At 56.3% G+C, this 2677-nt stretch carries 5 protein-coding genes; 4 read left to right on the top strand and 1 reads right to left on the bottom strand.

Going from position 1 to position 2677, the window contains the following annotated elements:
- The coding region (locus ACREAY_RS11160; protein ID WP_431755847.1) for a radical SAM protein at positions 1–601 on the top strand (601 nt) is incomplete at its 5' end.
- A gap of 68 nt (positions 602–669) precedes the next feature.
- Positions 670–1641 carry a cell division protein FtsZ gene (locus ACREAY_RS11155; RefSeq protein WP_431755846.1) on the top strand — a complete coding sequence of 324 codons (972 nt, stop codon included), beginning with the start codon at positions 670–672 and terminating at the stop codon, positions 1639–1641.
- A 9-nt stretch (positions 1642–1650) separates the two neighbouring features.
- Here the strand turns inward: ACREAY_RS11155 and ACREAY_RS11150 are convergent, their stop codons facing one another.
- Complete coding sequence (locus tag ACREAY_RS11150) at positions 1651–1914, bottom strand: hypothetical protein (RefSeq protein ID WP_431755845.1); 264 nt, start codon at positions 1912–1914, stop codon at positions 1651–1653.
- 115 nt (positions 1915–2029) lie between these two features.
- On the opposite strand from ACREAY_RS11150, the gene ACREAY_RS11145 reads away from it, so the two are divergent.
- Both ACREAY_RS11145 and ACREAY_RS11140 read left to right on the top strand, forming a co-directional pair.
- Positions 2030–2215, top strand: coding sequence for a hypothetical protein (locus ACREAY_RS11145; RefSeq protein ID WP_431755844.1), 186 nt, complete (start codon positions 2030–2032; stop codon positions 2213–2215).
- A 58-nt stretch (positions 2216–2273) separates the two neighbouring features.
- Positions 2274–2677, top strand: a 404-nt coding sequence (locus tag ACREAY_RS11140) for a hypothetical protein (protein ID WP_431755843.1), incomplete at its 3' end; no start/stop codon positions are given.

Genomic DNA, 2677 nt, shown 5'->3' with positions numbered 1-2677 from the left:
GTACATGCCAGAGATGCTTGGCAGGCTGGCCACAGCCTTTGCGCACGAAAAGATGTTCCGGTTCGCCCACATGCCGGTGCAGAGCGGAAGCAACCAGATATTGAGAAAGATGAAGCGCGGCCATACCGCCAGGGTATTTTCAGATGCAGTAAAGGCATTGAGGGCAAACATGCCGGATTTTACAATCTCGACAGACATCATCGTAGGCTTTCCGGGAGAGACGGAGCAGGATTTCCAAAAGACCCTCGACCTCATCAGCGAGTGCGAGCCGGACGTGGTCAACATCTCTCGCTACAGCGCCCGGCCGGGAACCGAGTCGGCGAAATGGAAGCGCGCCGGCACCGAGGTTGCAAAGAGGCGTTCCGAGAGGGCGCACGCGCTCGTGCGGGAGGTTGCAGAGAGGCGCAACGCCGCGTGGAGGGGGTGGGAAGGCGACGTCGTCATCGACGAAGTGGGCAAGCTCGTGCAGGGCAGGAACTATGCGTACAAATCCGTCATAATTTCCGATCCGCCGTCCGATGCAAAACTGGGATCAAAATTAAGAGTGCGCGTTTACGGTTTTTCCAGCTTTTCGCTCAAAGCCCGCGCGATCCTGCAATAGCTCAAAATTGTTAAACCACTTTTGGCTTGCAGCCAACTATCAACATTTTTAACCACAGCCAGCTACTGATGGCGGGGGAGTACGGTACGGCACAGGATCTAGTTATCAAAAGTCCAGTTCTAGTTGTAGGCATCGGCGGGGCGGGAAGCAGGATCGCAAAACAGGCAAGCGCGGCGATAGGATGCGAATGCCTTCTCGTCAGCAACGACAAGCGCGACCTTGGCGACGGCCGGTCGATATTTGTCAACACAGGCGCGTGGGTAAACCCGTCAGGGCCAAAATTGCGCTCTTTTCTCGGCGCCAAGAGCGACCAGGTAAAGTCGACGCTTGAAGGCTATAACACTATCATCGTCGTCTCAAACCTTGCAGGCAAGTCGGGCGCGGCCATGGCCCCGCTCATCTGCAATACCGCCCGGCAATCAGCGACGGTCATCTCGTTTGCAATCATGCCGTTTGGCTTTGAGAAGGACAGGATTTTCAACGCCGGCGTCTCGCTGAGGCGCGTGAGGGAAACCTCACACGCGACGGTCGTGATGGACAACGACGCGTTTCTCGACAACAACCCCGAGCTCTCCAAGGAGGGATGCTATCCGCTCACCAACTCTGCCATTGTTGAGGTGGCGTCGTCAATAGCCTCAAAGGGCGTCGAGCCTGACATGAACATCCTGTGCACGAGCAAGCCGCAAAAAGACTCGGAAAAGTCGTTAAGAGACTCGGTCTCGATGCTGTACCAGGACGTGGCAGACACGGCCGCCATCCAAAGGACGGTCGTCTATGTCATGGGGGGCGAGAGCCTGCCACTGGGCGCGCTGAACCAGCTCGTGAACAACGCCCGGGGCGTCTTTAAGGAAGAGGGCACGACCGAGGTATCGATGTCAACTACAGCAGGCGACGGCGTCCGCGTGCACCTCGTTGCGTCTGCACCGCAAAAGACCCGGTTTGACGCCTATGACCCGCTTGGCATGATAGCTGACGAGCTTGACTGGGACGAGCCGGACTCGGCGCCCGAGTTTGAGCTTGCCATTCCAGTGCTAGAGTAAGGGCCTCGCCTATTTCTTGGCCGGCTTGCCGTTGTTTTTGTGGGTGCGCTTTTGAGTGCTCCCGTTCCCTCTTCTCTCGATGCCCCTGATTGCTTCTATGCAATGCCTGCGTGTCTCCTCGCGGCTGGTGACTGCCATTATCTCCTCAAGCGAGGCAACTGCGGCAGGCCCAAGCGCACCCAGTTCATCGATTGATCTCTTTTGAATCTCTTCGTCCGCTGCCCACTTTGCGTCCCCTGTCAGGCCTCTGATGCGTTCCTGCGGCGTATTCATGCCTTCCATTGAGGCGATAATCATAAAGGACTTTCTATGCCTGAATGAGATCGCATGACTTCTGCCCCGGCGCGGCAAAGAATAGTTATTATAACATTTTGCAAAAGGAGGTTCGTTGGAAATAACATGCGGCTGCAGGTGCATAGTGTGCAAGAGCACAAGCCTCGACGGCAAGAGCTTTACCGCGCCTGACGGCTACCTGGACATCCACCACACTTGCAAGTCGTGCGGGGCACACTTTGACCACCTTGACGGCACGGTCTTTACAAAATGCGAGATCTGCAACTACAATAAACTGTAACATTTTCCGTGAACCAACATACAGACGCCCTAAATACGGACAGGGGCTGCTATGCGCAATGGGACAAAATTCTAACCTCGCCAGCCCAAGGACGCCCGTGATCCTGGTCGTGGCGGCGCTGGCGCTATCGCTAGTGGCATTTGCCCCGCTCCAGCAAAGCTTCGCCGCAAATGGCAAGGCGGCCAAGGCGCAAACGTGGAGGGGACAGATCGCCAACGTGCAACTGGACGGCAACGGAGAGCCGGACTGGATTCAGTCCGGGATGTGGGTAATAAAAAAGGCAGGCGCCCCGTCGCCAGGCAAGCCCAACCTGGCGTTCGTCGCCCAGATAACTATGGTCAAGACAGACGGCACTTCTATTCACAAGCACAGAATATCCGACTTTGCAACCTCTAGCTATGAGATAGGCAAGGACGTGGTTTCCGTAAAGGGCAATGCAACGGTAGGCATGAAGGATGGCCC

The organism is Nitrososphaera sp. (genome assembly GCF_050748925.1).
Classification (GTDB): domain Archaea; phylum Thermoproteota; class Nitrososphaeria; order Nitrososphaerales; family Nitrososphaeraceae; genus Nitrososphaera.
The sequence above is the reverse complement of the archived record's forward strand: the minus strand, read 5'-3'. Positions and strand labels throughout refer to the sequence as shown.